The sequence below is a fragment of the Spirillospora sp. NPDC052269 genome (assembly GCF_040679435.1).
In the GTDB taxonomy this organism is placed as follows: Bacteria; Actinomycetota; Actinomycetes; order Streptosporangiales; family Streptosporangiaceae; genus Spirillospora.
Genome location: NZ_JBFAUU010000003.1, coordinates 204,579 through 230,616, shown reverse-complemented (window position 1 = coordinate 230,616; position 26,038 = coordinate 204,579). Strand labels below are relative to the sequence as shown.

Annotated in this window: 22 protein-coding genes; 17 read left to right on the top strand and 5 right to left on the bottom strand. The window is 74.3% G+C overall.

Translation table 11 applies throughout. The features are described from left to right. The first annotated feature begins 29 nt into the window (after positions 1 to 29). The 10 genes from AB0L06_RS07595 (at position 30) to AB0L06_RS07550 (ending at position 11,326) form a co-directional block, all read left to right on the top strand. On the top strand, positions 30 to 1,196 hold the full coding sequence (locus AB0L06_RS07595; protein ID WP_500230105.1) for an NAD(P)/FAD-dependent oxidoreductase: 1,167 nt from the start codon (positions 30 to 32) through the stop codon (positions 1,194 to 1,196). Further along, positions 1,193 to 1,507 carry a (2Fe-2S)-binding protein gene (locus AB0L06_RS07590; RefSeq protein WP_500230104.1) on the top strand — a complete coding sequence of 105 codons (315 nt, stop codon included), beginning with the start codon at positions 1,193 to 1,195 and terminating at the stop codon, positions 1,505 to 1,507. The genes AB0L06_RS07595 and AB0L06_RS07590 overlap by 4 nt, the downstream gene beginning before the upstream one ends. After that, entirely contained in the window at positions 1,504 to 2,967 is a 1,464-nt protein-coding gene (locus AB0L06_RS07585; protein WP_500230103.1) for an FAD/NAD(P)-dependent oxidoreductase, read from the top strand. The genes AB0L06_RS07590 and AB0L06_RS07585 overlap by 4 nt, the downstream gene beginning before the upstream one ends. After that, a complete protein-coding gene (locus AB0L06_RS07580) occupies positions 2,964 to 3,896 on the top strand; it encodes a dihydrodipicolinate synthase family protein (RefSeq protein ID WP_500230102.1) in 933 nt (310 codons plus the stop codon). Before AB0L06_RS07585 ends, AB0L06_RS07580 begins: the two co-directional genes overlap by 4 nt. After that, positions 3,896 to 4,897, top strand: coding sequence for a proline racemase family protein (locus AB0L06_RS07575; RefSeq protein ID WP_500230101.1), 1,002 nt, complete (start codon positions 3,896 to 3,898; stop codon positions 4,895 to 4,897). The genes AB0L06_RS07580 and AB0L06_RS07575 overlap by 1 nt, the downstream gene beginning before the upstream one ends. A gap of 95 nt (positions 4,898 to 4,992) precedes the next feature. Next, positions 4,993 to 6,420 carry an aldehyde dehydrogenase (NADP(+)) gene (locus AB0L06_RS07570; protein ID WP_500230100.1) on the top strand — a complete coding sequence of 476 codons (1,428 nt, stop codon included), beginning with the start codon at positions 4,993 to 4,995 and terminating at the stop codon, positions 6,418 to 6,420. A 170-nt stretch (positions 6,421 to 6,590) separates the two neighbouring features. After that, complete coding sequence (locus tag AB0L06_RS07565; protein ID WP_500230099.1) at positions 6,591 to 8,144, top strand: serine/threonine-protein kinase; 1,554 nt, start codon at positions 6,591 to 6,593, stop codon at positions 8,142 to 8,144. A 74-nt stretch (positions 8,145 to 8,218) separates the two neighbouring features. Continuing rightward, positions 8,219 to 9,517, top strand: a complete 1,299-nt coding sequence (locus AB0L06_RS07560) for an ABC transporter substrate-binding protein (RefSeq protein WP_500230098.1) — start codon at positions 8,219 to 8,221, stop codon at positions 9,515 to 9,517. 20 nt (positions 9,518 to 9,537) lie between these two features. Beyond that, a complete protein-coding gene (locus AB0L06_RS07555) occupies positions 9,538 to 10,506 on the top strand; it encodes a carbohydrate ABC transporter permease (RefSeq protein WP_500230097.1) in 969 nt (322 codons plus the stop codon). Continuing rightward, positions 10,499 to 11,326 (top strand): carbohydrate ABC transporter permease, encoded by an 828-nt coding sequence (locus tag AB0L06_RS07550; RefSeq protein WP_500230096.1) that lies wholly within the window; start codon positions 10,499 to 10,501, stop codon positions 11,324 to 11,326. The genes AB0L06_RS07555 and AB0L06_RS07550 overlap by 8 nt, the downstream gene beginning before the upstream one ends. Before the next feature lie 23 nt (positions 11,327 to 11,349). Here the strand turns inward: AB0L06_RS07550 and AB0L06_RS07545 are convergent, their stop codons facing one another. Further along, entirely contained in the window at positions 11,350 to 12,381 is a 1,032-nt protein-coding gene (locus AB0L06_RS07545; RefSeq protein ID WP_500230095.1) for a GlxA family transcriptional regulator, read from the bottom strand. Positions 12,382 to 12,453: 72 nt separating this feature from the next. Between AB0L06_RS07545 and AB0L06_RS07540 the strand changes: the two genes are divergently transcribed. Continuing rightward, on the top strand, positions 12,454 to 13,989 hold the full coding sequence (locus AB0L06_RS07540; protein WP_500230094.1) for an APC family permease: 1,536 nt from the start codon (positions 12,454 to 12,456) through the stop codon (positions 13,987 to 13,989). Then, positions 13,982 to 15,631 carry a glucose-6-phosphate isomerase gene (gene pgi / locus AB0L06_RS07535; RefSeq protein WP_500230093.1) on the top strand — a complete coding sequence of 550 codons (1,650 nt, stop codon included), beginning with the start codon at positions 13,982 to 13,984 and terminating at the stop codon, positions 15,629 to 15,631. The genes AB0L06_RS07540 and pgi overlap by 8 nt, the downstream gene beginning before the upstream one ends. Before the next feature lie 70 nt (positions 15,632 to 15,701). Here the strand turns inward: pgi and AB0L06_RS07530 are convergent, their stop codons facing one another. Together AB0L06_RS07530 and AB0L06_RS07525 are read right to left on the bottom strand one after the other, a co-directional pair. Continuing rightward, the gene (locus tag AB0L06_RS07530) at positions 15,702 to 15,944 is read right to left on the bottom strand and encodes an EF-hand domain-containing protein (RefSeq protein ID WP_500230092.1); all 243 of its coding nucleotides are present in this window, start codon (positions 15,942 to 15,944) and stop codon (positions 15,702 to 15,704) included. A gap of 84 nt (positions 15,945 to 16,028) precedes the next feature. Continuing rightward, positions 16,029 to 16,997 carry an AraC family transcriptional regulator gene (locus AB0L06_RS07525; RefSeq protein ID WP_500230091.1) on the bottom strand — a complete coding sequence of 323 codons (969 nt, stop codon included), beginning with the start codon at positions 16,995 to 16,997 and terminating at the stop codon, positions 16,029 to 16,031. 81 nt (positions 16,998 to 17,078) lie between these two features. Between AB0L06_RS07525 and AB0L06_RS07520 the strand changes: the two genes are divergently transcribed. After that, on the top strand, positions 17,079 to 17,915 hold the full coding sequence (locus AB0L06_RS07520; RefSeq protein WP_500230090.1) for an NAD(P)H-binding protein: 837 nt from the start codon (positions 17,079 to 17,081) through the stop codon (positions 17,913 to 17,915). Between the two features lie 77 nt (positions 17,916 to 17,992). Next, on the top strand, positions 17,993 to 18,496 hold the full coding sequence (locus tag AB0L06_RS07515; RefSeq protein WP_500230089.1) for an anthrone oxygenase family protein: 504 nt from the start codon (positions 17,993 to 17,995) through the stop codon (positions 18,494 to 18,496). Positions 18,497 to 18,590: 94 nt separating this feature from the next. Here AB0L06_RS07515 and AB0L06_RS07510 read toward each other — a convergent pair whose 3' ends face one another. After that, positions 18,591 to 19,571 carry a ketopantoate reductase family protein gene (locus tag AB0L06_RS07510; RefSeq protein ID WP_500230088.1) on the bottom strand — a complete coding sequence of 327 codons (981 nt, stop codon included), beginning with the start codon at positions 19,569 to 19,571 and terminating at the stop codon, positions 18,591 to 18,593. Positions 19,572 to 19,749: 178 nt separating this feature from the next. Between AB0L06_RS07510 and AB0L06_RS07505 the strand changes: the two genes are divergently transcribed. The 3 genes from AB0L06_RS07505 to AB0L06_RS07495 are packed head-to-tail and all read left to right on the top strand — an operon-like array spanning position 19,750 to position 24,869. Further along, on the top strand, positions 19,750 to 20,622 hold the full coding sequence (locus tag AB0L06_RS07505) for an alpha/beta fold hydrolase (RefSeq protein WP_500230087.1): 873 nt from the start codon (positions 19,750 to 19,752) through the stop codon (positions 20,620 to 20,622). A gap of 27 nt (positions 20,623 to 20,649) precedes the next feature. Next, the gene (locus AB0L06_RS07500; protein WP_500230086.1) at positions 20,650 to 23,835 is read left to right on the top strand and encodes an ATP-binding protein; all 3,186 of its coding nucleotides are present in this window, start codon (positions 20,650 to 20,652) and stop codon (positions 23,833 to 23,835) included. Further along, positions 23,832 to 24,869 carry a lactonase family protein gene (locus AB0L06_RS07495; protein ID WP_500230085.1) on the top strand — a complete coding sequence of 346 codons (1,038 nt, stop codon included), beginning with the start codon at positions 23,832 to 23,834 and terminating at the stop codon, positions 24,867 to 24,869. Before AB0L06_RS07500 ends, AB0L06_RS07495 begins: the two co-directional genes overlap by 4 nt. 4 nt (positions 24,870 to 24,873) lie before the next feature. Here the strand turns inward: AB0L06_RS07495 and AB0L06_RS07490 are convergent, their stop codons facing one another. Next, positions 24,874 to 26,037 carry an FAD-dependent monooxygenase gene (locus AB0L06_RS07490; protein ID WP_500230084.1) on the bottom strand — a complete coding sequence of 388 codons (1,164 nt, stop codon included), beginning with the start codon at positions 26,035 to 26,037 and terminating at the stop codon, positions 24,874 to 24,876. Position 26,038: the final 1 nt, after the last annotated feature.

Genomic DNA, 26,038 nt, shown 5'->3' with positions numbered 1-26,038 from the left:
CGGTTTAACGAACGAGCTGGAGGGAACGCATGCGCGTCGTGGTCGTGGGCGCCGGAATCGTCGGCGCCGCCTGCGCGCGGGAGCTGGCACGGTCCGGGTTCGCGGTGACCGTCCTCGACCGGGGCGGCCCCGCGGCGGCGACCACCGCGCACGGCGAGGGCAACATCCTGGTCTCCGACAAGGGGCCGGGCGCGGAGCTGGAACTGGCGCGGCTGTCCCGGCGGCTGTGGCCCGAGATCCTCGAGGACCTGCCCGCCGTCTCCTCCGTCGAGTGGGACCCCAAGGGCGGCATCGTCGTCGCGACGACCGAGGACGGCGCCCGCGAGCTGGAGAGGTTCGCCGAGGGCCAGCGCGCCGTCGGGGTCACCGCCGAGCCGATGGACGCGGCGGCCCTCGCCGCCGCCGAACCGCACCTCACCCGCGACGTCGCCGCCGCCGTCCACTACCCGGACGACGCGCAGGTCCAGCCGTCCGGCGCGGCGACCGCGCTCCTGGCCGACGCCCTGCGGCACGGCGCGGAACTCCGCACCGGCTGCGAACTGCTCGGCGCGCGCGTCGAGGGAGGCCGCCTCACCGGCGTCCGCACCTCCGGCGGCGTGCTGCCCGCCGACCTCGTCGTGAACGCCGCCGGGCCCTGGTCGGGGGAGACCGCGACCCGGCTCGGCGCTCCGGTCGACGTCCGGCCGCGGCGCGGCGAGGTGCTGGTCACCACGCCGCTCCCGCCCACCGTCTTCCACAAGGTCTACGACGCCGACTACGTCGGCGCGGTCGGCAGCGGCGCGCAGGACCTGCAGACCTCCGCCGTCGTCGAGTCCACCCGCGCCGGGACCGTCCTGCTCGGCTCGGCCCGCCGCCGCGTCGGGTTCGACGACCGGATCCGCCCGCACGTCCTCGCCGAGATCGCCCGCAAGGCGCTGCGACTGTACCCGGGCCTGGCGAACGCGCAGGTGATGCGCGCGTACGGCGGGTTCCGGCCCTACGTCCCCGACCACCTGCCGGTCATCGGACCCGACCCGCGGCTGCCCGGCCTCTGGCACGCCACCGGCCACGAGGGCGCGGGCATCGGCCTGTCGGTCGGCACCGCGCTCCTGCTGCGCGAGCTGGTCACCGGGTCCGCGCCGTCCCTCGGCCCGGAGCCGTTCCGGGCCGACCGGCCCGCCGTCCTCGGCGCCGACGCTTCGGAAGGAGCAGCGTGAGCCCCCGCATCGTCCCCGCGAGCACGGACGCCGTCCGGCGCCGCGCGACCCCGCTGACGATCACCGTGGACGGCGTCCCGGTGTCCGGGACGGCCGGGCAGACCGTCGCGGGCGTGCTGCTCGCGGACGGCCGCCACGCCTGGCGGTCCGGGCCGTCCGGTGCTCCGCGCGGCGTGTTCTGCGGCATCGGCGTCTGCTTCGACTGCCTGGTCACCGTGAACGGCGACCGGGACGTGCGGGCCTGCCGCCGCCGCGTCTGCGACGGCGACGTCGTCACCACCCAGTCGCGCGAGCCGGGGGAGGAGCGATGAGCGGGCACGTCGTGATCGTCGGGGCGGGGCCGGCGGGGCTCGCCGCCGCTGCCGCCGCGCTGCGCGCCGGTGCCCGCGTCACCCTCCTGGACGCGTCGGACCGTCCCGGCGGCCAGTACCACCGCATGCTCCCGGCCGAGTACGAGGCCGAGAACCCCGGCCACCTGCACCACGGCTGGGACGACTTCGACCGGCTCCGCGCACACGTCCTGTCCCACCCGCGCGCCGAATGGTGGCCCGACTCCTCGGTCTGGTCCCTCGAGCGAAGCGATGACGAGAGGACGGCGCCGCACGTCCACGTGCTGCGCGGCGCCGCCGACGGGACGGGACGCGCGCGACGCGTCCTTTCGCCCGACGCCCTCGTCCTCGCGACGGGCGCGCACGACCGCGTCCTGCCGTTCCCGGGCTGGCAACTCCCCGGCGTGTTCACCGCCGGAGCCGCCCAGGCCCTCGCGAAGGGGGAGCGGGTCGTCGTCGGCGACCGGGTCGTCGTCGCCGGTTCCGGGCCGTTCCTGCTGCCGGTCGCCGCGTCCCTGCTGGAGGCCGGATCGGACGTCCGCGAGGTGCTGGAGGCCAACCCCGCCGCGACCGTCCTGCGCGGCTGGTCGAGGCGCCCGTGGGAGCTGGCGTCGCAGAGCGGCAAGGCCGCCGAGCTGGCCGAGTACACCGGACTGCTCGCGCGGCGCCGCGTCCCCTACCGCCTCGGACGCGCCGTCGTCGAGGCGCGCGGCGACGGCCGCGTCGAAGAGGTCGTCACCGCCCGGCTCACCGCCGACTGGACGCCCGTCCCCGGCACCGAGCGCACCGTCGCCGTCGACGCGGTGTGCGTGACGCACGGCTTCAGCCCGCAGCTCGAACTGCCCGTCGCCGCCGGATGCGAGCTGCGCGACGGCTTCGTCCACGTGGACGAGGCGCAGCGCACGACGGCGTCCGGCGTGTACGCGGCCGGTGAGATCACCGGGGTCGCCGGCGCGCCCGCCGCCCGCGCCGAGGGACTGCTCGCCGGCTGGACGGCCGCGGGCGGCGACCCGTCCGACCAGGCCGTTCGTTCCGTCGTACGCCGCCGCGACCAGGGCCGCGCGTTCGCCGCCCGGCTCGCCGCGGCGCACCCGGTCGGGACCGGCTGGCCGGGCTGGCTGCGCCCCGACACCCTGATCTGCCGCTGCGAGGAGACCGACTACCGGACCCTCCGCGCGGCGGCCGAGGACCCGGCCACCGGCGCCCCCCGCGCCGTGAGGCTCGGCACCCGTGCCGGGCTCGGCCCCTGCCAGGCCAGGATCTGCGGCCCGACGGTCGCCGACCTGTGCGGACGGACGCCCGAACGCGCCGTGCCCGGCCTGGCGTCCGCGAGCCACCACCGCCGTCCGGTCGCCCAGCCGATCCGGCTCGGCGAGCTGGCGGCGCCCCCGCAGCGACCCCCCGCAGGGCCCCCTGAGAAAGAAGGAGAACAGCACCCGTGAGCGGTGAGAAGAAGTACGAGAGCCTCGGCGGCGTCATCGTCGCGACCGCCCTGCCGTACCGGGACGACGCGTCCGCGCCCGCCGGCCTCTCGGTGGACTACGACCGGTTCGCCGAGCACTGCCGCTGGGTGGTCGACAACGGCTGCCGAGGCGTCGGCCCGAACGGCTCGCTCGGCGAGTACTCGTCGCTGACCGACGAGGAGCGCCGCCGCGTCGCGAAGACCGCGATCGAGGCCGTCGGCAAGGACGGCGTGGTCGTCGTCGGCGTCCACGGCCCCGGATCGCACCAGGCCAGGCACTGGGCGGAGCTGGCCGCCGAGGACGGCGCGGACGGCGTCCTCTGCCTTCCGCCGACCATGTACCGGGCCAACCGGGGCGAGGTCATCGCGCACTACGAGGCGGTCGCGTCCGCCGGGCTGCCGGTGATGGCCTACAACAACCCGATCGACACCAAGGTCGACCTCACCCCCGACCTGCTCGCCGAGATCGCGCAGATCGACGGGATCGTCGCGGTCAAGGAGTTCTCCGGCGACGTCCGCCGCATCCTGGAGATCAAGGAGAAGGCCCCGGGCCTGGAGATCGTCGCGGGCGCCGACGACGTCACCCTCGAGGCGCTGCTGATGGGCGCGACCGGCTGGTTCGCGGGCTTCCCGAACGTGTTCCCGGCCGAGTCCGCCGAGCTGTTCGAGCTCGCCACCGCGGGCAAGCTGGAGGAGGCGCGGGCGCTGTACGAGCCGCTCGTCGCCGCGTTCCGCTGGGACTCGCGCACCGAGTTCGTCCAGGCCATCAAGCTCGGCATGGAGATGGTCGGACGGTACGGCGGCCCGTGCCGTCCGCCGCGCGGCCCGCTCACCCCCGAGCACCGCGCCGGCGTCGTCGCCGACATGGAACGCGCCATCGCCGCCCTCGAGCAGCGCAAGGCCGCCTGATGCGCGCGGCCCGCGCGATCTCCGCGGTCGACTCCCACACCGAGGGGATGCCGACCCGCGTCGTCACCGGAGGCGTCGCGCCGATCCCCGGCGCGACCATGGCCGAGCGCCGCCGCCACGCGATCGAGCACCTGGACGGGCTGCGCGGCTTCCTGATGAACGAGCCGCGCGGGCACGCCGCGATGAGCGGGGCGCTGCTGCAGCCCCCGCTGCGCGACGACGCCGACTGGGGCGTGGTCTACGTCGAGGCGAGCGGGTTCCTGCCCATGTGCGGGCACGGGACGATCGGCGTCGCGACCGTGCTGGTCGAGACCGGCATGGTCGAGGTCACCGAGCCGGAGACCGTCGTCCGGCTGGACGTCCCGGCCGGGCTGATCGAGGCGCGCGTCGCCGTGCGGGACGGCCGCGCCGAGAGGGTCACCCTGCGCAACGTCCCCTCCTTCGCGCTCGAACTGGACGCGAAGGTGGACGTGCCCGGATACGGGACGGTCCGCTACGACATGGCGTACGGCGGCAACTTCTACGCCATCCTCGACCTGGACTCGGTCGGCCTGCCGTTCGAGCGCTCGCACAAGGACGAGATCCTCAAGGCCGGGCTCGCCATCATGGACGCGATCAACGAGCGGAACCGGCCCGTCCACCCCGAGGACGCGCTGATCGGCGGATGCAAGCACGTCCAGTTCCTCGCGCCCGGCTCGAACGCCGAGCACAGCCGGAACGCGATGGCGATCCACCCCGGATGGTTCGACCGGTCGCCGTGCGGCACCGGGACCAGCGCGCGCATGGCCCAGCTGCACGCGCGCGGCGAACTCGCCCTGGACACCGACTTCGTCAACGAGTCCTTCATCGGCACGAACTTCACCGGCCGGGTCACCGGTACGACGGAGGTCGGCGGGCTGCCCGCCGTCCTGCCGGAGTTCTCCGGACGGGCCTGGATCACCGGGACCGCCACCTACACGCTCGACCCGGGCGACCCCTTCCCCGAGGGCTTCGTCCTCTGACGCGTCCTCCGCAGAGGTTCTGAAACGTTCCGGCTGAAGCCGGTCGACTCCGCCGGGGACGCAGTCCCGGCCACCAACCCCGAAGGGAGAAACCCGTGAGCGACACCGCCGTCGACGCGGTCGACGTCGTGATGGCCACGGCCGCCGAGGCCGCGCCGGAGTGGGCCGCCGCGCCCCGCAGCCGTTCCTCGGCCCTGGTCGCGGTCGCGAACGCGCTCGAGGAGCACCGCGCGGAACTCGTCGGGCTCGCCGACGCCGAGGCGCACCTCGGCCCGGCGCGGCTGAACGGCGAGCTGACCCGGACGACCTTCCAGCTGAAGCTGTTCGCCGAGCAGGTGGACGAGGGCCGCTACCTGGACGTTCGGATCGACCGCCCCGACCCCGCGTGGCCCACCGGCCCCCGGCCCGACCTGCGCCGCTACCGGGCCGCGCTCGGCCCGGTGCTGGTGTTCGCGGCGAGCAACTTCCCGTTCGCGTTCAGCGTCGCGGGCGGCGACACCGCCTCGGCGTGGGCGGCGGGCTGCCCCGTCGTGGTGAAGGCGCACCCGGGGCACCCCCGGCTGTCCCGGCGCACCGCCGAGATCATCACGGCGGCGCTGCACGACGCGGGCGCGCCGGACGGCGTGTTCGCGCTGATCGAGGGCGAGGACGCGGGCGTCGCGGCGCTCCGCCACCCGGGCACCGCCGCCGCGGCGTTCACCGGATCCCAGCGCGGCGGGCTCGCGCTCGCCCGCATCGCCGCCGAGCGCCCGGTGCCGATCCCGTTCTACGGCGAGCTCGGCAGCGTCAACCCCGTCGTCGTCACCCCCGCCGCCGCCAAGGCGCGCGCGGACGAGATCGCGGACGGCTACACCGGGTCGGTCACCCAGGGCGCGGGCCAGTTCTGCACCAACCCCGGCCTGGTGTTCCTTCCGGCGGACGGCGACCTGCTCGACGCCATCGCCCGCAGGATGGGGGACGCGTCCGCCGCGCCGATGCTGAACGACCGCATCGCAGGCGGCTTCGCGGGCGCCTCGCGCGCCCTGGCGGACCGTCCGGGCGTGCGGACCCTGGTGTGGCCGGACGACCCGACCGCCCCGCGCCTGCTCGCCATGGACCTGGCCGCGTTCACCGCCGACCTCGACGCCGCGTCCGAGGAGTGCTTCGGGCCGCTCGGGCTGGCCGTCCTGTACGAGCGGATCGAGGACGTCGCGGGCGCGCTCGCCGGGCTCCCCGGCCAGCTCACCGCGTCCCTGCACGCCGAGGCCGGGGAGGCCGCGGAGCTGGGCGCGCTGGCCGGCGCCCTCGCCGACCGGGCCGGGCGCCTGCTGTGGAACCAGTGGCCGACCGGGGTGTCGGTCACGTCCGCGATGCAGCACGGCGGCCCGTTCCCGGCGACGGTCGGCCCCGCGACGACCTCGGTCGGCACGGCGGCGATCGAGCGCTTCCTGCGTCCGGTCGCGTACCAGAACTGCCCGCAGGAGCTGCTGCCCCCGCCGCTGCGCGACGACAACCCCTGGAACGTCCCGCAGAGCATCGGCTGACCGTCCCGCCACGGCGGCCGTCCCGGAGCGACACGCGGGACGGCCGTCGTAGTACGTCCCGGACGTCCCTCTGGTTCGGCGGTGGCCGCAGTCGGCCGCGCGGCACCGCCGGTACCGGCCCGTGACCTCCGCGTGCGCACCATGGGGCCGAGGTGCTGCCGGGAGGCGCGATGGACGTGAGCACCGGCCCGCTGGACCCCCTGGGCGTGGGGGACCCCGGCACGGTCGGCCCCTACCCCCTGCTCGCCCGCCTCGGCGCGGGCTCGATGGGCCGGGTGTACCTCGGCCGGTCGGCGGCGGGACGGCTGGTCGCGGTGAAGACCGTCCACGCCGGCCTCGCCGACGACGCCGACTTCCGGGAGCGGTTCGCGCGGGAGGTCGGCGCGGTCCGCCGGGTCAGCGGCGTCTACACCGCGCCGGTGATCGCCGCCGACGCGGACGCCCCGGTCCCGTGGCTCGCCACCGCCTACGTCCCCGCGCCGTCGCTGGAGCGGCTCGTCCGGGCGGCCGGGCCGCTGCCGGTGGACGCGGCGCGCTGGCTCGCCGCCGGATGCGCCGAGGCGCTGGAGTCGATCCACGCCGCCGGGCTGGTGCACCGCGACCTGAAGCCGTCCAACGTGCTCGTCGCCCCGGACGGCCCGCGCGTCATCGACTTCGGCCTCGCCCGCGCCGCTGAGCGCGCCGGGATGACGCACAGCCACGCGACCGTCGGCACGCCCGCGTTCATGGCCCCCGAGCAGGCGCGCGGCGCCCGCGAGGTCACCACCGCCAGCGACGTGTACTCGCTCGGCGCGACCCTGCTGTTCGCCGCGACCGGCCACGGCCCCTACTCCGGACGGACCGTCCTGGAGCTGGTGGCGCAGCTGCTCGACGAGGACCCGGACGTGTCCGGGCTGCCGTCCGGGCTCGCCGAGCTCGTCGGCGGCTGCCTGGCCCGCGCCCCGAGGGCCCGTCCCACCCCGGCCGAGATCATCGCGATGGTCGCGCCGGACCTGCGCTCCGACACCGGCCCCGACCCGGCGCGCAGCTACCTGCCGGACGCCGCGCTCGCCGTCGTGGACGCGCATCGCGCCGGTCCGACCATCCGGTTGACGCAACCGCCCCGCTTCGCGGACGGACGCGGCGACGCGGAACCCGCACCGGCGGCCGCCGGCGAGCCGGCCGCGCGCGACATCGCGTCCACCTCGGACGCGCCGAACGGGCCGAGCGGGCCCCGCACGGAACAGCACCGGAAGCGGGCGGGCGGGCTCGCGGCACCGCTCACCGCCGCCGCGCTCGCGGCCGTCCTGATCGGGGTCGGCGCGCTGTTCGGCCGCTACCTCACGCCCGGCGGCGACAAGCCCGCGCCGCCGCCGCAGAACCGCGGGCCGGTGCCCGCGCAGCAGAGAGAGGGCGACCCGCCCCCGCCGGTCGGCGGCGAGAAGGACCGTCCGGGGACGACGCCGAAGCTCGTGGTGAACCAGCCGCACGGGGACGGCTCGACCACGTTCGTCGTGCACGGCTCGGGCTGGCGTCCGGGCGAGGCGGTGCGGCTCACCCTGGACGGCACGCGCCGCGCGCCGCACGCCTGCGTCGCCGACCGGCGCGGCACGTTCAACTACGCCGTGAACCAGGAGCACGAGTTCGTCACCGGCGCGCTGCCGCCGGGCGTGCACAGCGTCACCGCGGTCGCCGCGCGGCGGCGCGGAGCAGCCGTGACGATAGGGTTCACCGTGCTCCGATGATTTCCTACCGGAACAGAAGAGATCACACTCGGGGAACCTTGACGCTGCCGGGAAGCGACTAGATAGTGATCACCATGTTTGAGCGGTCCCTCCGAATCCTGCGACCCACTGCCGCGGTCGCCACCCTTCTGCTCGCCGCCGCCGCGTGCGGCGGCTCGTCCGACAAATCGTCCGACGACGGCAGCGCCGGTCCCGCCACGTTCACCTACTGGACGACGAGCTGGACCCCGGACCAGATCAAACAGGTCGACGCCGACTTCGCCAAGGCGCACCCCGGGCTGCACTCCAAGGGCGAGTTCATCGCGAGCGCCGACCAGTACCTGCCGAAGGTCATCTCGGCGATCAAGTCGAACACCCAGCCGACCGTCCTGATGACGCAGAACGCCTCCGACCTGCCGGAGATCGCGCAGAGCGGCAAGCTCATCCCGCTCGACGGCGACCTGAAGCAGCAGGCGGGCGGCCTGTACCCGGGCATCAAGGACGCGCTGTTCTACAAGGGCAAGCAGCTCGGCTTCGCCCGCTCCGGCGTCGGCGACATCGTGCTCTTCTACAACAAGAAGGACTTCAAGGACGCGGGCATCGCCAAGCCGCCCGCGACCTGGGCCGAGCTCGTCGAGGACGCCAAGAAGCTCACCGACACGGGCAAGAAGCGGTTCGGCTACTACGTCCCGCTCGGCGAGGCCGAGTGGATCACGTTCGCGTGGATGCCGCTGCTGCGCGCCAACGGCGGGGAGATGCTGACCCCGGACGGCGCCAAGTCGGCGTTCAACTCGCCGCAGGGCGTCAAGGCGCTGCAGACCTGGGTCGACCTGATGTCCGCGAAGGCCGCGCCGACGACCAGCTTCGCGCAGGCGGGCAGCTTCGACGGCGCGCCCGCGTTCGCCAGCCACACCGTCTCGATGATGGCGAACGGCCAGTGGGCCGTGGACACCTTCAAGAAGGCCGGGATCGACTTCGGCGTCGCGCCGCTGCCGCGCGGCGACGTGGGCCAGTCCACGTCGGTCGGCATGGAGGTCGCGGCGCTGCTCAAGACGTCCAAGGCGCAGGAGCGGGCGGGCCTGGAGTTCATCAAGTACCTCGCGACGCCGCAGGTCGGGGCGCATCTCGCCGCAGCGAACGGCGGCCTGCCGTCCGCGCCCGAGCAGCTCCAGCAGCCCGAGCTGAAGGACCACATCGCCAAGGACCCGTACTACCAGACGTTCGCCGACAGCCTGCAGTTCGGCAAGGGACGTCCGATGACCCCGGCCTACACCGCGGTGTCCGAGGCGCTCTACACCGAGATCAACAAGGCGCTGCGCGGGCAGGAGACCGCCCAGCAGGCCCTCGCCAACGCCGCGGGCAAGGCCGACACCGCGCTGAAGGAGCAGGGCTGAGCCGGATCGCCGGGAGCACGGTGACCGCGGACGCGGACGCCGCCGGAAGCGCGGGCCGGGTCCGCGGCTTCGGGCGCGTCCGCGCCGCGGGACGCCCGCGGGCGTCCCGGCGCTCCCGGGCCGACCGGCGCACCTGGGGGCTGGCGTACCTGTTCGTCGCGCCGACGGTCCTGCTGACCGTGGTGTTCTCGATCGTCCCGCTGGTGATACTCGGGTGGCGCAGCCTCCAGAAGGGCAACGTCTTCGGGACGTCCCTGAAGTTCGTCGGCCTGCGCAACTACAAGGACATGCTCGCCGAGGGCGGCGGCCGGACCCTCGGCGTGACCGCCGAGTACACCGTCGCGTTCGTGCTGCTGACGATGCTGCTCGGGCTCGCCCTCGCGCTGCTGCTGAACGCGCGGGTGCCGGGGACCCGGAGGCTGCGCGCGCCGTTCATCATCCCGCTCGTCGTGCCCGCCGTCGCGACCGCGCTGATCTGGTCGAACCTGTTCGCGCCCCGCTTCGGGCTGCTCAACCGGCTGCTGTCCGGGCTCGGCATGGACGAGATCGACTTCATGTCCCGTCCCGGTCCCGCGCTGGCGATGGTGATCCTGTTCGGCACCTGGCAGTTCTTCGGGCAGAACGTCATCCTCTACCTCGCCGCGCTCAAGTCCATCCCGCAGGACGTGCTGGAGGCGGCGAGCGTCGACGGCGCGGGCACGTGGGGACGGTTCCGGCACATGCAGTGGCCGATGCTGCGCCGCAACACCCTGCTCATCCTGGTCGTCACGACGCTGACCGGGCTCCAGACCTTCACCCAGATCTACGTCCTCACGTCCGGCGGGCCGGACGGCGCCACCCGCACCGCGTTGTACTACGTCTACGACGAGGGCTTCGCCAAGTTCGACGCGGGCCGCGCCGACGCGATGGGGATGCTGCTGTTCCTGATCTCCCTCGCGGTCACCGGACTGCAGATCGCGATGCTCGGCCGGAGGGACGACCGTGCCTAGGATCCTCGTCCACCGCGCGGTGGTGTACACGCTGCTCGGCCTGGCCGTGCTCATCGTGATGTTCCCGCTGCTCTGGATGGCGCTGACCGCCGTCAAGTCCAACGGGCAGATCATCAACCCGGCGGCGCCGCTGTGGCCGACCGAGTGGCACTGGTCGAACATCCCGGACGCCTGGGGCAAGGCGCCGTTCGCGCGCTGGTTCGTCAACACCGTCGTGTTCGCGGTCGCGGCGACGCTCGGCCAGCTCGCCGCCGGGATGCTCGCGGGCTACGCGTTCGCGATGTTCGACTTCCCCGGCCGCCGCCTGCTGTTCGTCGTCGCGCTGAGCGGCCTGATGATCCCGTTCAGCGCGATCATCGTCCCGGTGGCGCAGATCCTCGGCGACCTGCACTGGCTGAACACCTACCAGGGGCTGATCGTCCCGAACATCGCCTCCGGGCTCGGGACGTTCCTGTTCCGGCAGTTCTTCCTCGGCGCGCCGCGCCAGCTCGGCGAGGCCGCCCGCATCGACGGCGCGTCCGAGCTGCGGATCTTCTGGCAGGTGTACGCGCCGCTCGCCCGGCCCGCGACGGCCGCCCTCGGGATCATCCTGTTCCTGCAGAACTGGAACAACTTCCTGTTCCCGCTGATCGCGGTGAACACGACGAAGATGCAGGTCGTCTCGCAGGGCCTGGCGGTGTTCCAGTCCCAGATGACCACGCAGACGCAGTACAACCTGATCATGTCGGCGTCGCTGATCGCGATCGTCCCGGTGCTGCTGGTCGCCGTCGCGGCGCAGCGGCACATCGTCGAAGGCATCACCCTGGGCGCCGTCGACTGACGAGGACGGCCCAGGGAACGACCTCAGTTCCGGGAGACGAGATCAGGCCGGGGGAGCGCGCCCCCGGCCTGATCGGTGTCCGCGGCGGCCGCGGCCGGACGGTCCCGGAACACGTGCCGGTACGACTGCGGCGACACCCCGGCCACCCGGACGAAGTGGTAGCGCAGGTTGGCCGCGCTGCCGAAGCCGGTCTCGCGGGCGACCTCCTCGACCGGCAGATCCGTCGTCTCGAGCAGCTCCTGCGCGAGCCGGACGCGCTGCTGGAGCAGCCACTGCAGCGGTGAGACGCCGAGCGCGTCGCGGAAGCGGCGCGTCAGGGTGCGCTCGCTCATGTGCGCGACCCGGGCGAGCTGCGCGACGGTCAGCGGCTCCCGCAGGCGCTCGGCCGCCCAGCGCAGCGCCGGCGCGAGGTCGCCGTCCCGGTGGCCGCCCACCGCCGGAGGGGTGAACTGGGGCTGGACGCCCTCCCGGTGCGGCGGGACGACCATCCGCCGCGCCACCTCGGCCGCGACGGCCGCGCCGTGGTCGTGCCGCAGCAGGTGGAGGCACACGTCGATCGCCGCGCCCGAGCCCGCGGTGGTGACCACGTCGCCGTGGTCGATGTAGAGCGGCCCGGAGTCGAGGTCGACGTCCGGGAAGCGGTGCGCGAAGTCGTTGGCGTTCAGCCAGTGCGTGGTCGCGCGGCGTCCGTCCAGCAGCCCGGCGGCGGCCAGGATGTAGGTGCCCGTGCAGAGCGCGACGATCCGGCGGCCGCGCCGGTGCGCCTCCCGGACGGCCGCGACCAGGCCGGGCGGCGGGGCGAGCTGCGCCGGTCGGGACAGCGCCGCGACCAGGACCGTGTCGGCCTCCTCCGCCAGGTCGTCCAGGCGGTGCCCGGCGACCAGGCTGAGCCCTCCGGTGGACGGCAGCGGCCCCGGCTCGGCCGCGTACGTCCGCAGCTCGTACCAGGGGTCGACCAGGTCGCTGCGGTCGAGCCCGAAGACCTCGAAGGGGACGGCCAGCTCGAACACCGGCGTCCCCGGCGTCACGGCCAGCCCGACGACGTGTCCGCTCATGACGGGAATTCTACGCAGGACGGCGCTTATCTCCCTGGCGGCGGTGAGGCGTCCGCCCGACGCTTGGGTCTTGTGAAAGACACCGAACTCAACCCCACCCCCACCAGCGATAGCGCGGCCGTGGCCACCGGAACGCGCGCGGACGCAGGCGTCGGCACGAGCGCAGGCGTTGGCGTCGGCACGGGCACGGGCGCGCACACGGGCGCGGGCGTGGCGGCCGGGGGGCGGCTCACGCTCGGGCAGGGGACCGCGATGTACGTGGGGGCGGTCCTCGGCACGGGCGTGATCGCCCTGCCCGCGCTCGCCGCCCGCGCGGCGGGGCCCGCGTCGCTGCTCGCCTGGGCGCTGCTGGTCGTGGTGTCGGTGCCGCTGGCCGGGACGTTCGCCGCGCTGGGCGCCCGCCACCCCGACGCGGGCGGCGTCTCCACCTACGCGCGGCTGGCGTTCGGCCCGCGCGCCGCCACCGTGGTCGGCTGGTGCTTCTACTTCGCCGTCCCGCCGGGCGCGGCCGCCGCCGCCCTGTTCGGCGGCTCGTACGTCGCCGAGGCAGCGGGCGGCGGTCGGACGACCGTCCTGCTCACCGCCGCGCTGCTCATGACCGTCGTGACCGGTGCGAACGCGGTCGGCCTCCAGGCGTCCGGCCGGTTGCAGTTCGCGCTCGCCGGGCTGCTGGTCACGCTGCTGCTCGTCTCGGTGGCGTTCTCCCTGCCGCACGCCCACACCGGCAACCTCAGGCCGTTCGCGCCGCACGGCTGGACGGCCGTCGGACCGGCGGCGGCGCTGCTGGTGTGGAGCTTCGCGGGCTGGGAGGCCATCACGCACCTGGCCGCCGAGTTCCGCCGCCCGGCGCGCGACCTGCCGCGCGCGACCGGCGCGGCGGTGGCCGTCGTCGGCGTCCTGTACCTGCTGGTCGCGTTCGCGATCATCACCGTGCTCGGCCCCGGCGCGGCCGACTCGGCCGCGCCGCTCGGCGACCTGATGGCGCGCGGCCTCGGCGGCGGCGCCCGCTGGCTGGCCGCGGGCGCCGCGCTCCTGCTCACCCTCGGCGCGATGAACGCCTACTACGCGGGGGCCGCCAAGCTCGGGTCGGCGCTCGGCCGGGACGGCGGGCTGCCCGCCTGGCTCGGCCGGGGCAGCGTCGCCGGGGAGGTTCCGCGGCGCAGCCTGGCCGCGAACTCGGCCCTGTCGTTCCTGGCCCTGGCGGTCGTCTCGGTGACCGGTCTCGGCCCGCGTCCGCTCGTCCTGCTCACCACCGGGTCGTTCGTCGCGGTGTACGCGATCGGGGTCGCCGCGGCCCTGCGGCTGCTGCCCCGGCGGAGCGCCGGGTGGTGCGCGGCGGCCGTCGCGCTCGCCGCCGTGGCCGCGCTGCTGCTGATGTCCGGGCGCTACCTGCTCTGGCCGCTGGTGGTGACCGGCGCGGCCCTGCTCTACCTACGCCTCCGCCGTCCCGCCGGCTCGTGCCCGGAACCGGGAACAGACGGGACCGCGAGCGGCTTTACTCGGGTGACGCACCGGTTCCCTATGATCGCAGGGAGAGTTCGGCGGCGTGAGCGCGGGGGCGCGGCCGGTGCCGCCGGACAGGCTGATGAGATGAGGGGTTATGGCTGATATCACCGAGACATCCGAATGGTCGGCGTTGTCGGAGCACCAGGGGGAGCTGGCGACGCGCACCCTGCGGGACCTCTTCGCCGACGACCCGGCGCGCGCCGAGCGGATGACGGTGACGGCGGGGGACCTTTTCCTGGACTTCTCCAAGCACCGCGCCACCGACGAGACGATCTCCCGCCTGGTCGCGCTGGCGGAGAAGGCCGGGCTGCGCGCCCGGATCGACGCGATGTTCTCCGGCGCCCACATCAACGTGAGCGAGGACCGGGCCGTCCTGCACACGGCGTTGCGGCTCCCGGCGAACGCCGAGCTGACCGTGGACGGCCAGGACGTCGTCGCCGACGTGCACGCCGTCCTGGAGCGGATGGGCGAGTTCTCCGACCGCGTCCGGTCCGGGGAGTGGACGGGTTTCACCGGCAAGCGGATCACGACCGTGGTGAACATCGGGATCGGCGGCTCCGACCTCGGCCCGGCCATGGCCTACGAGGCCCTGCGCGACTACGCCGACGCCGGGATCGACGCGCGGTTCGTGTCAAACGTCGACCCGGCCGACATCACCGGGACGCTCGCCGGGCTCGACCCGGAGACGACGCTGTTCATCGTCGCGTCCAAGACGTTCGGCACGCTGGAGACGCTGACGAACGCGCGTGTCGCGCGGCGCTGGCTGGTCGAGCGGCTCGGCGACGAGAAGGCGGTGTCGAAGCACTTCGTCGCGGTGTCCACCAACGCCGAGCGGGTCGCCGACTTCGGCATCGACACCGACAACATGTTCGGCTTCTGGGACTGGGTCGGCGGACGCTACTCCATGGACTCGGCCATCGGCCTGTCCCTGATGGTCGTGGTCGGCCCGGCCCGGTTCCGCGAGATGCTCGACGGCTTCCACGCGGTCGACGAGCACTTCCGCACCGCGCCGTTCGAGAAGAACATGCCGGTGCTGATGGCGATGCTCGGCGTCTGGTACACCGACTTCTTCGGCGCGCAGACCCGGGCGGTGCTGCCGTACAGCCAGCGGCTCGCCCGCTTCCCGGCCTACCTCCAGCAGCTCACGATGGAGTCGAACGGCAAGTCGGTGCGGGCGGACGGCGCGCCCGTCGTCGCGCAGACCGGTGAGATCTTCTGGGGCGAGCCCGGCACCAACGGCCAGCACGCCTTCTACCAGCTGCTGCACCAGGGCACCCGGCTCGTCCCGGCCGACTTCATCGGCTTCGCCGAGCCGTTCGAGGACGCGAGCGCCGGGGACGGCGCCCCCGGCATGCACGACCTGCTGGTCGCGAACCTGCTCGCCCAGACGACCGCGCTGGCGTTCGGCAAGACCGCCGAGGAGATCGCCGCCGAGGGCACGCCCGCGGACGTCGTCCCGCACAAGGTCATGCCGGGCAACCGGCCGACCAACACCATCCTGGTGCCGAAGCTGACGCCGTCCACGCTGGGCCAGCTCATCGCCCTCTACGAGCACATCGTGTTCGTCCAGGGGACGGTCTGGGGCATCGACTCCTTCGACCAGTGGGGCGTCGAGCTGGGCAAGGTCATGGCCAACCAGCTCACCCCGGCGCTCACGGCCGAGCAGCCGTCCGGCGACACCCCGGACGCGTCGACCGCCGCGCTCGTCCGCCGCTACCGCGAACTGCGCGGCCGCGCCGTCTGATCAGAGACGCGTCGGGCCGTCCCCCTTCCGAGGGGGACGGCCCTGTGGTTGTTCCGGCGGTGGCGGAGCGTCAGACGGCCGCGTCGTCCCAGACCTGGGCCGACAGCAGCACGCGCAGCTCCGCGAGGGAGATGAAGCCGTCATGGTCGGTGTCGGCTCTCTCGAACCTGTCCTGGGTCGCGGCCCTGTTCCACGACAGCCCGATGCTGTCGAGGACCAGCGCGAACTCCATCAGGTCGAGCCTCCCGTCACCGCCGAGGTCGGCCCGCGTGAACACGGTGACCAGTTCGTCCTCGGCCGGCTTGGTCGTCATCTCACTCCTCGTGATCGTTCGAACGGAATCCCGCATCATGCCACAGCGGGACCCGGTTCTACCCTGGTTTAACGCTGATTCCGATCAAGACGTTCCCGGTTGTTCACGCTCCGTCCCGAAGCCGCCCGCGTACGCGCCGCTCCGGAACTCCTGCGGGCTGACGCCGCGCTCCCGCTTGAACGCGGAGCTGAGCGCGAACGCGCTGCCGTAGCCGACCTTCCGCGCGATCGCCTCCAGCGTCTGGTCGCCGCCGCGCAGCAGGTCGGCGGCGTGCGCGAGGCGCAGCCCGGTCAGGTATGACATCGGCGGCTCGCCGACCAGGTCGCCGAACCGCTTGGCGAGCGCCGCCCGGGACGACCCGGCCGCGGCGGCGAGGTCGGCGACCGTCCACGGCCGGGCCGGCTGGTCGTGCAGGAGCCGCAGCGCCGGGCCGACGACCGGGTCGCCGTGCGCGGCGAACCAGCCGGGGGGCCGCGCGCCCGGACGGGAGAACCAGGCCCGCAGCACCGCGATGAGGATCAGGTCGAGCAGCCGGTCGAGCACGACGGGCTGGCCCGGCGCGTCCCGGACGATCTCGTCGCCGAGCAGCGCGGCGAGCGGGGAGTCCCACGCGGGCAGGACGGCCAGGTCCGGCAGCGCGGCCAGCAGCCTGCGCTCGACCGCGCCCTGCGCGAAGTAGGTGCCGACGAGCAGCGTCGTCGGGCCGTCCGGGGCGTTTCCCCACGTGCGGACGCCGAACGCCATCGAGTCGTCCGGGGGAGCGCCGAACAGCGTCGTGCACCCGTCCTCGTAGATGATCCACTGCGGCGGGGACCCGGGGGCGTCGGACACGACGTAGGAGTCCGGGCCGCGCGCGATCGCCACGTCCCCGGGACCGCAGCGGACCGGCTCGCCGTCCTTCGGCGTCACCCACGCCTCGCCCGTCCGGACGATCATCACGCTCAGCGGCGCGCGGTCCTCGACCCGCACCGACCAGGGCGGCTCCATCACCATGCGCAGCAGGAAGGCGCCCCGAGCCCGGGGGCCGTCGAGAAGGTCGGCCAGGGTGTCCATGTCGGCACCCTAGACGCTTGATTATGCGGCCGGGAGCCTCAACCATGTTCGGTGATCATCCACCCCGGTTGACTAGAGGACATGACGAACACCACGCAGCACGAACTGACCCTGGTCCTCAACGGCACCGGCAAGACCGGCCGGCGCGTCGCCGAGCGGCTGACCGAGTTGGGCGTCCCGGTCCGCGTCGGCTCCCGCTCCGCCGACGTCCCCTTCGACTGGACCGACCAGGCCACCTGGGCCGCCGCCCTCGACGGCGTCCGCGCGGTCTACCTCGCCTACGCCCCCGACCTGGCCGTCCCCGGCGCGCCGGAGGCCATCGCCGCCTTCTGCGGCGCCGCGGCGGACGCGGGCGTCCGGCGGATCGTGCTCCTGTCCGGGCGCGGCGAGAAGGAGGCCGAGGAGTGCGAGGACATCGTCCGCGCCTCCGGCGTCGACTGGACGGTCGTCCGCGCGGCCTGGTTCTTCCAGAACTTCGACGAGACCGACTTCGCCGTGTACATCCGCGCGGGCCACCTGGGGCTGCCGGTCGGCGAGGTGCCCGAGCCGTTCGTGGACGCCGCCGACATCGCCGACGTCGCCGCCGCGGCCCTCACCGAGGACGGGCACGCCGGGGAGGTCTACGAGGTCACCGGCCCGCGCGCGCTGACCTTCGCCGAGGCGATGGGCGAGATCTCCGAGCTGACCGGCGACGAGGTCGGCTTCAGCTCGCTCACCCCCGACGCCTTCGCCGCGGCGCTCACCGGCGACGGCGTCCCGGACGAGGTGGTCGGTCTCATGACCTACCTGTTCACCACCCTGTTCGACGGGCGGAACGCGAGCCCGGCGGACGGCGTGCGACGCGCCCTCGGCCGCGAGCCGCGCGACTTCCGCGACTACGTCCGCGAGGCCGCCGCCGCCGGAGCCTGGACCTCCTGACCGCCCGAACACCCCACGCGCACCCCGCACACCCCACGCACACCCCACGACGAAGAACCCGGAAGGAACTCCCCACCATGCGTTTCCAGTTCGCCACCGCGTCGGCGGCCCTCTCGATCCTGATGACCGCCGCGATGGCGGGGACGTTCTTCGGGTTCTCGGTCGGCGTGATGCCGGGCCTGAACGCCACCAAGGCCTCGTCGGCGATCGCGGCGATGAACGCCGTCAACCAGAAGATCCAGAACCCGGCGTTCCTGGCGGCGTTCATGCTGGCCCCCGTGGTCGCGATCGCGGCCGGGGTGCTGCTGCTGGTCATGGGCCAGAAGTCCGCGGCCTGGCTGTTCTTCGCCGCCGCCGCGGTCTACTTCGTCGGCGCCTTCGTGCCGACCGCCGCGATCAACGTCCCGATGAACAACCACCTCGCGAACGTGAAGATCCCGCACGACGTCACCGAGGCCGCCAAGGTCTGGACGGACTACTCCGGCCGCTGGACCACCTGGAACACCATCCGCGCCGTCTTCTGCGGCATCAGCCTCCTGCTGATGGGCGCCGGCGCCTACGTCTGGGGCAAGACCAACTGACCGGCCCGCCCGGCGACGCCGACCGCACCTGATCGCGCCTTCCGAGATCCTTCCGGATCTCGGAAGGCGCGAGGGCGTTCCGGAGCTTTGGTGCTCAGGCCGTGATGCGTGCGGTCAGTTGCTCGAGGGTGAGTTCGCCGGGGGCGCGGTTCAGGCGGGCGGACTCGTTGGCTGCCTCGAGGAGCGCCTCGTTGACCGGGGTCGGGACGCCGTGGAGGCGGCCCAGCAGGACGATCTCGCCGTTGAGGTGGTCGGTCTCGAGGGAACCGCCGCGCGCGAGGCTCTGCCAGGACGAGTTCCGTGTTTGAGGGACGTCCTCCATGGGCCGCACCTCGACCGCGTCGCCGCGCAGCCCGGCGATGTCCTCATTGGTGGCGTGGTCGATCCCCGCGGCGGCCAGGACGGTCTCGGCCTCGGCCAGCGCGCGGGCGTACAGGTCGAGGGAGCGTTCCCCGCACACGGCCTCGACCGCGTTCTCGAGGTTTCCGAGGAGCTTGAGGTATTTCCAGCGCGGCAGATCGGACACGACCTCGGCGCGGAACCTCGACGCCGCCAGGTCGGCGGCGATGTGCTCGGCGGTGTCGTCCGTTCCCGACGGGTAGCGGCCGAGGACGATCAGGCCGGTCATCGGCGCGCACGGCGCGACGACCTCGCCCGGTGTCAGGAACGACGACGGCAGAAGCGCGAACGCCCCGTACACGCGGCGGAAGCGGCGCAGCGCCATCGGTTCGTTCGAGACGCCGTTCTGCGCGCAGAACACCGGCAGCCGTTCACCGGCCGTCCCGCCGCCGGGCACCGGGCGGTCGCGCCAGGCGTCGAGCGCCGCGACGGTGTCCTGCGTCTTCACCGCGAGGACGAGCACGTCGTCCGGCGTCAGGTCCAACTCGTCCGGGCCGGAGACGACCGGGACGCGCAGCCGCAGCCGCTCCTCGGGCGTGATGAGCGTCAGGCCGTCCTCGCGCAGGACACGCCCGTGCTCGCCCCGCGCGACCAGCACGACATCGTGCCCGCTCTGATGCAGGCGCCCGCCGATCGAGCACCCGATCGCCCCGGCCCCGATGACCACATACCGCATGTCTCGCCCTTCCTCCCGATCGACGCCGAGCGTAACCACCTCACAGTCGGCGCCCGCGTGGGGGCCGGGAGGCGCGGGGCGGGTGACCCGCGTCCGCTGATCGCTGACTGATCGGCGGCTGATCGGGGGCGTTCAGGCTGGGGACGTCCAAGAGGAACGACTTGCGAACGGGGACGTCATGAAGATCGAGGGATTCGCGTACCGGCGCGTCCAGGTGGCCGACGGGGTCGCGCTGAACGCGGCCGTCGGCGGCTCGGGCAGCCCGGTCGTGCTGCTGCACGGCTTCCCCCAGACCCACCTGATGTGGCGGCACGTGGCCGCCGACCTGGCCGCCGATCACACCGTGATCTGCCCTGACCTGCGCGGATACGGCGACAGCGACAAGCCCGCGGATCCGTCCGGCACGGCCTACTCCAAGCGGGCGATGGCCGCCGACGTCGTCGCGCTCGCCCGCGAGCTGGGCCACGAGCGGTTCGCGCTGGCCGGGCACGACCGGGGCGCGCTGGTCGCGATCCGCGCCGGGCTCGACCACCCGGACGCCGTCACCCGCCTGGCGTCCCTGGACGTCCTGCCCACGCTCGACATGTGGGACGTGATGCGCGGCGTCGGCGGCGCGGTCGGCTTCCACCTGTACCTGATGGCGCAGCCGCCCGGCCTGCCCGAACAGATGATCTCCGCCAGCGCGGACGCGTTCTTCGGCCACTTCCTCGACCTCTGGGCGAACGACCCGGACGCGATCCCCGCCGACGTGCGCGCCGCGTACCTGAAGGCGAGCCGCGAGGCCGTGCCGTCCATCGTGGCCGACTACCGGGCCTCGGCTGGCGTGGACGTCGAGCACGACCGCGCCGACCGCGCGGCCGGACGGCGGCTGGCCATGCCCGTGACCGTCCTCCAGCAGGACTGGGGCGCGGCGCTCGGCTTCGACGCCGCCGAGCTGTGGCGGGCGTGGGCGGACGACCTGGACCACCGCACCGTCACCTGCGGCCACTTCATGGCCGAGGAGGCTCCCGCGGAGGTCGCGGGGGCCCTGCGCGACCTGCTCGCCAGGTGATCGCCGGACGCCGATAGCGTGGTGGACGTGGGGGAGGTGACGTTCGGCGTCCTGGGGCCGCTGACGGTCGCGGACGCCCGGGGGCGGCCCATCGAGGTCCGGGGCGCGCGGCCCCGGGCCGTCCTGGCGCGGCTGCTGGTCGCCGGCGGCCGGGTCGTGTCCGCGTCCGGGCTGGTCGACGACCTGTGGGACGACCCGCCCGCCAAGGCGCTCGGCGCGGTGCAGACCTTCGTCGGGACGCTCCGCCGGGCGCTCGAGCCGGACCGTCCGCCGCGCACGCCGTCCCGGCTGCTGGTGACCGTCCCGCCCGGCTACGCGCTGCGCGTCGCGCCCGGGGCCGTGGACGCCGAACGATTCCGGGAGGCGGTCGCCGCGTCCGAGGGACTGCCGCCTGCCGAGGTCCGCGCCCGCCTGGACGAAGCGCTCGGCTGGTGGCGCGGCCCCGCGTACGCCGAGTTCGCCGATCAGGACTGGGCCCGCGCCGAGATCGCGAGGCTGACCGAACTACGGCTGCTGGCGGTCGAACGCCGGGCCCACGCCCTCCTGGACCTGGGCCGCGCCGCCGAGACCGTCCCCGATCTCGAAGCCCATGCCGGGGCGCATCCGCTGCGCGAGGACGCCTGGGCGCTGCTGGCGCTCGCGCTGTACCGGTCGGGGCGGCAGGGCGACGCGCTCGGCGCGCTGCGGCGGGCCCGCGACGTCCTGCGGGACGAACTGGGCCTCGATCCGGGCGAGGACCTGCGGCGACTCGAAGCCGACATCCTCGCCCAGGCTCCGAGTCTCCTCCCGTCCGAGGCCGCCCGGCTCGAGCGACAGGCCGAGGCCGTCCCGCCCGAGACACGGCCCGAGGCGCGGGGCGAGGCGTTCGTCGGACGCTCGGACGAGTTGGCGGCGCTGGAGGAGGCCGCCGCGACCGGCCGTCCGCGGCTGGCGCTGGTGTCGGGCGGCCCGGGCACCGGCAAGACGGCGCTGACGCGCGTCCTCGCGGAGCGGCTGGCGGCCCGGGGATGGACGACCGCGCGCGGCGCGGCGCCCGAGATCCCCGGCGCGCCCGGCGGATGGCCGTGGCAGCAGATCGTCCGGGACCTCGTCGCGGCGGGCCACGAGCCGCCGCCGGAGGTCCCCGAGGACGAGGAGGCCGACCCGCTCAGGGCGCGGTTCCTGCGGCACCGCGCGATCGCCGACCACCTCGCCCGGCTGGCGGCCGGTCGTCCGCTGCTGCTCGTCTTCGACGACCTGCACTGGACGGACGAGGAGACGCTCGCACTGCTGACCGTCCTCGCGACCGCCGATCCCGGCCAGGGCCCCGGCCCCGGCCGGATCCTCGTCGCCGGGACGTTCCGGGCGGGCGAGATCCCCGGCGCGCTGGCCGAGACACTGGCCCGGCTCGCCCGCGCCGAACCCGCCCGGGTGTACCTCGGTGGGCTCCCCGCCGCCGACACCGACCGGCTCGTCCGGGCCGTCGCCCGTGGCCCGATGCCGGACGAGGCCGTACGAACCGTGAGGACGCGCAGCGGCGGCAATCCATTCTTCGTCCGCGAGCTGGTCCGCCTGTGGGAGGCGGACGGGACGCTCGACGAGGTGCCCGCCGGCGTCCGCGACGTCCTCCGGCACCGGTTCGACGGCCTTCCGAACGGGACGCGCGCCGTCCTGACCAGGGCGTCCGTCCTGGGCGACGCCATCGACCTGGACGTCCTCATAGCGCTTGCCGGAGACGAGGAGCAGGTTCTGGACGCGGTCGAGCAGGGCCTGCGCGCGGGCTTCCTCATCGAACCCGGGCGCGGACGGCTCGCCTTCGCGCACCCGCTGATCCGCGAGACCCTCTACGCCGGTCTCCTCGACGCGCGGCGCGTCCGCTGGCACGCCCGCGCCGCCGAGCTGATCGAGCGCGACCGTCCGGGCGACGTGGAGGCCATCGCGCACCACCTGCTGCGCGGCCCCGGCGGACCGTCCGCCGCGCGTCACGCCCGTGCCGCCGCCGAACGCGCCGAACGACGCGTCGAGCCGCGCGGCGCTCTGCGCTGGTGGCGCGCCGCGCTCGACCACGCGGACGGCATGGAGACGCGCGAACTCCTGGACGTCCGCATGGGACTCGGCCGGGCGCTGGCGCTCACCGGCGACCTCGCCGGAGCCCGGTGGCAACGGTCGGCCGCGCTCGAGGCCGCCGAGCACCTCGCCGATCCGCTGCTCGCGGCACGCGTCCTCGGCGCGTTCGACCTGCCCGCCAACTGGACGTCCAGCGACGACCCCGACCTGGCCGAACGCACGGCCGAGACGGCCGAGCGCCTGCTCACGGCACTCCCGCCGGACGAGCACCCGGCGGAACGCGCGCGCCTCCTGGCGACCATCGGCATGGAGCTGCGCGCCGACCCCGGCGGGCGCGGCGAATCGTCCGCGCGAGAGGCCGAGCGCCTCGCCCGGTCCGTGGCCGATCCGCTGCTGCTCGCGTTCGCGCTCAACGCCCGCTATCTGCAGACCTTTCACCGCGCGGGCTTGGCCGGAGAGCGCGCGGACATCGCCGACGAGCTGCTGACGCTCGCGCGCGAGCACGGGCTCGTCCCGTACGAGGTCCTGGCGCATCTCATCCTCGTCCAGTCGCGTTCGGCGCTGGCCGACTTCGACGCGGCCGACCGGCACGCGGCCGCCGCCGACGCGCTCGCCGAGCGCTACGACCTCCCGCTCGTGGGCGTCTTCACCGACTGGTACGCGGCGCTGCGCCTGGCGGCGGCCGGGTCGCCGGACGCCGAGAACGCCTACCGCCGCGCCGCGGCCCGCCTCGACGGAACCGGTATGAGCGGTGTCGAGCACGGCCTCCTGCCGCTCGCGCTCCTCGGCCTGCGCCTCACGACGGACGCGCCCGACCTCGCGGACCTCGCCGACATGGACTGGGGACCCTACGAACCCTGGGCGCGGCCGCTGTTCCTCCTCCTGCGCGGACGCCGCGACGAGGCCGAACGGGCGGCCCGGGACATCCCGCCCTCACCCCGTGACCTGCTGTTCGAGGCGCGCTCCTGCCTGCACGCCGAGATCGCCCTCCGCCTGGACGACCGGACCGCGGCGCGCCGCCTGCGCGACGCCCTCGAACCCGCGGCGGGGGAACTCGCCGGCGCCGCGAGCGGCATGCTGACGTTCGGGCCGGTCCGGGCCTACCTTGATCGTCTGAACGGGTCACTCGACCGTGGGACTCGCGCACAGAGCAGGGACGCATCGTGAATCACACCCCGCAGACCTCCGGCCGCCTGATCATCGGCGGTTCCGGGCCCGTCCCCGGCGTGGCCCTCCGCCTCGCCCGGTACGACGCGTCCGGGACGGTGACGGACGAGGGGGCGCTGTCGCTCGTCGAGCCGTCCTACGTCGCGTTCGACGCGCGCCACGGCATGCTGCACACCGTCCTCGAAGAGGTCCCCGGACGCGTCGTGTCGGTGCCGCTCGACGAGGGGACCGGCCTGGGCGAGCCGGTCGCGGGGGCGGCGAGCGGGGGAGCGCTGCCGTGCCACATCGCCGTCCATCCCGACGCGCCGTTCGTGTTCGTCGCGAACTACGGCGACGGCGTCCTGTCGGTCTTCCCGACCGGCCCGGACGGGCGGATCGCCGCCACCGAACCCTTCCAGGCCATCGCCCACCTGCCCGGATCCCACGCGCACATGGCCGCGATCTCCCCGGACGGACGGTTCGTCCTGTGCACCGACCTCGGCGCGGACCGCGTCCACGTCTACGCGTTCGACCCCGTCAAAGGCCGCCTCGACCTGCACGGCACCGCACGCGTCCCGGACGGCCGGGGCCCGCGCCACCTGGTCTTCCATCCGTCCGGGCGGCACGCGTACCTCATCAACGAGCTGTCCTGCACGCTCATCGTCTGCGCCTGGGACGCGGAGTCCGGACGCCTCGAACCGGGCGCCGAGCTCCCGACCCGCCGCGACGCCGCGAACCCCGCCGACAACTCCTCGGCCGCGATCCGCGTCTCCCCGGACGGCGCCCACGTCTACAGCACCGACCGGGGCGACGACACGATCGCCGTCCACGCCACCGTGGCGGACGGTGCCGCGCTCGAGCCGGTCGAGGTCGTCTCCTGCGGCGGCGCCTGGCCCCGCGACATCGCGCTCAGCCCGGACGGCCGCCTGCTCTTCTGCGCCAACCAGCGCTCCGACACCGTGACCGTCTTCCACCGCGACCCGGACACCGGACGCCTCACGCCCGCCGCGGCGCCGCTCGGCGTCCCCGCGCCCTCGTCCGTCCTGCCCCTCTGAGCGGTCAGGCGTTCGCCGCCGCGGGCGGGACGCGCTCGCCGGTCGGAAGCGGCCCCTCGGTCAGCCGGTTGCTGAACCGGACGAGCAGCTTGGTCTGGGCCGTCTCCGGGACGCGCCTCCCGAGCAGCGGCGGAATCCGCAGGTTCGCCGGGTTGCGCTTGGCCATCTGGGAGACCAGGTTGACCTTCGGGTAGCGGGCCAGCTCGTACGCGCGAAGGCGGTCCGGAACGCTCACGCTCTCGTCGGCCAGCTCGCGCCCGAGCACCCAGGCGTCCTCGAACGTCTGGTTCGCGCCCTGGCCGAGGGTGGGCGGCATGGTGTGCGCGGAGTCGCCGAGCAGCGTGACCCGGCCCTCGCCCCAGACGCGCCGGACCTTGTTCCAGCGGTGGCCGAAGAAGTCCAGGTCGTCGTCGGTGGCCGCGGCGAGCACCTCGGGCACCGGGTAGGCCCAGTGCCCGAACCGGCGGCGCAGCATGTCGAGCGGCGCCTCCGGGCGCGGGTCGGCGGGCTTCCAGCGGACGTCGAACCACCACTGGAGCAGTCCCGGACCGGCCGGGATCAGCCCGCACGCGCCCTCCCTCCCGGTGATCATGTAGTGCAGGGTCGTGTCGGTGATGTCGATGTCGATCGGGCTGAGCCCCTGCCAGGTGCCGAACGACGCGGGCTCGACGGTCCCGTCGCCCCACAGCTGCCGCCGGACGACCGAGTGGATGCCGTCCGCGCCGATGACCAGGTCGCCGACGGCGGTCGTGCCGTCCTCGAACTCGGCGGTCGCCGAGTCGGCGTCGTGCGTCACGCGGACGCAGGCCGTGCCGTAGCGGATCAGGTCGTCCGGCAGGCCGTCGGAGAGCAGGTCCACGATCCGCCGCCGGGAGATCGACCGGGTCGGGAAGCCGAAGGTCTCGGCGGTGTGGGCGAGGTCCATCCTTGTGCGGAGCTTTCCGGACGCGGTCCGCGCGTCGATCCGGTCGATGCGTCCGCCGACACCGGAGAGGTCGATGCCGAGGTCGGACAGCACCGCCGCGCCGTTGCCGAAGATGGTGAGCGCCGCGCCGCCCGACCGGCGCTCGGGGGCCCGCTCGAACACGCGGACGGCGTGCCCGTCCGCCAGGAGCCGCCGGGCCACGGCCAGTCCGCCCACGCCGGCGCCGATCACGATGACGTCCATA

Coding starts and splice junctions, on each gene's coding strand:
- AB0L06_RS07595 (WP_500230105.1), top strand. CDS start 30: ATGCGCGTCGTGGTCGTGGGCGCCGGAATCGTCGGCGCCGCCTGCGCG.
- AB0L06_RS07585 (WP_500230103.1), top strand. CDS start 1,504: ATGAGCGGGCACGTCGTGATCGTCGGGGCGGGGCCGGCGGGGCTCGCC.
- AB0L06_RS07575 (WP_500230101.1), top strand. CDS start 3,896: ATGCGCGCGGCCCGCGCGATCTCCGCGGTCGACTCCCACACCGAGGGG.
- AB0L06_RS07565 (WP_500230099.1), top strand. CDS start 6,591: ATGGACGTGAGCACCGGCCCGCTGGACCCCCTGGGCGTGGGGGACCCC.
- AB0L06_RS07560 (WP_500230098.1), top strand. CDS start 8,219: ATGTTTGAGCGGTCCCTCCGAATCCTGCGACCCACTGCCGCGGTCGCC.
- AB0L06_RS07545 (WP_500230095.1), bottom strand. CDS start 12,381: ATGAGCGGACACGTCGTCGGGCTGGCCGTGACGCCGGGGACGCCGGTG.
- pgi (WP_500230093.1), top strand. CDS start 13,982: ATGGCTGATATCACCGAGACATCCGAATGGTCGGCGTTGTCGGAGCAC.
- AB0L06_RS07530 (WP_500230092.1), bottom strand. CDS start 15,944: ATGACGACCAAGCCGGCCGAGGACGAACTGGTCACCGTGTTCACGCGG.
- AB0L06_RS07525 (WP_500230091.1), bottom strand. CDS start 16,997: ATGGACACCCTGGCCGACCTTCTCGACGGCCCCCGGGCTCGGGGCGCC.
- AB0L06_RS07520 (WP_500230090.1), top strand. CDS start 17,079: ATGACGAACACCACGCAGCACGAACTGACCCTGGTCCTCAACGGCACC.
- AB0L06_RS07515 (WP_500230089.1), top strand. CDS start 17,993: ATGCGTTTCCAGTTCGCCACCGCGTCGGCGGCCCTCTCGATCCTGATG.
- AB0L06_RS07510 (WP_500230088.1), bottom strand. CDS start 19,571: ATGCGGTATGTGGTCATCGGGGCCGGGGCGATCGGGTGCTCGATCGGC.
- AB0L06_RS07505 (WP_500230087.1), top strand. CDS start 19,750: ATGAAGATCGAGGGATTCGCGTACCGGCGCGTCCAGGTGGCCGACGGG.
- AB0L06_RS07490 (WP_500230084.1), bottom strand. CDS start 26,037: ATGGACGTCATCGTGATCGGCGCCGGCGTGGGCGGACTGGCCGTGGCC.